At 64.9% G+C, this 1,220-nt stretch carries 1 protein-coding gene; it reads right to left on the reverse strand.

The window, feature by feature from the left end:
* Positions 1 to 56: 56 nt before the first annotated feature.
* Positions 57 to 1,169, reverse strand: a complete 1,113-nt coding sequence (locus ACWDNU_RS46280; protein ID WP_449673502.1) for an APC family permease — start codon at positions 1,167 to 1,169, stop codon at positions 57 to 59.
* Positions 1,170 to 1,220 lie beyond the last annotated feature (51 nt).

Below are 1,220 nucleotides of genomic sequence, written 5' to 3' on the forward strand. Positions count from 1 at the left end.
TGGGGTCGTGGGGGGGGGGGCCGGCCTTCCGCTCGGTGCCCGCCGCGACGTCCGAACTACGGCTTGTCGCGATGTACATGACCGCGCAGTTTGGCGGCCGCCGCGAACATCAGCACGTACATGATCAGATACACCTGCGTGGTGATCACCGACAGAATCCAGTACGCGCTGGAGACATTCGGGATGAAGGCGTAGAGCAGCGCGATGAAGGTCGTGAACACACCCTGCGCCACCAGCATGTTCTGCTGCACGCCGTGCTTGTTCATCGTGGTCAGCCAGGGCGGCAGATAACCCTCGCTGCGCCCGATCAGCAACAGCCCCTTGGACGGTCCGGCCAGCCAGGTGAGCATGCCGCCGACCGCGGCCGCCACCAGCGCGATGCCGACGATCGGGGTGAGGAAGCCGACGCCGAAGTGGCTGAAGAATCCGTCGAACGCCTGCATCACACCGGCCGTGAGACTCAGGCTCGCGGACGGGACGACCCAGCTGATCGCCAGCGCGGGCAGGATGAAGATGACCAGCACCAGCCCCATCGCCAGGAACATCGCCTTCGGGAATTCCCTGGCCGGGTTCTTCAGCGACGACACGTGCACCGCGTTCATCTCCATGCCCGCGTAGGACAGGAAGTTGTTCACGATCAGCACCAGGCTGGCCAGACCGGTCCAGGCGGGCAGCAGGTGGCTCGAATCCATCGGCGCCGCAGACGGATTACCCTGCGCGAGAAACACCAGACCGAGCACAACCAGCACGGTGCCGGGAATCAGCGTGCCGATCACCAGGCCCATACTCGACAGCCCGGCCACCGTCTTGGTGCCCTGCGAGGATACGTAAACGCCTGCCCAGTAGACGGTGATGATCACGATCGCCACATACAGGCCGTTGGACGCCAGCGACGGATCGATGATGTACGCGAAAGTACTTGCCACATAAGCGAGCAGGCTCGGGTAATAAAAAATCGTCATGGCGAACTGACACCAGACGGCGAGAAAGCCGAGCGGCTTGTTCAGCCCGTCCCCGACCCATTTGTAGACGCCGCCCTGCCAGCCCGAGGCGAGTTCCGCGGCGACCAGCGAGGTCGGTAGCAGGAACAGAATCGCGGGAATGATGTAGAGGAATACACAGGCGTCGGCCGGGACGTTCTCGGCCAGCGCGGCGGTGTCCTCGGCGATCCGGCCGGGCCGGGTGGCCCCGGGGATCGCGGCGGCGGCCACCGGATGCGC

This window comes from Amycolatopsis sp. NPDC003676, assembly GCF_053587275.1.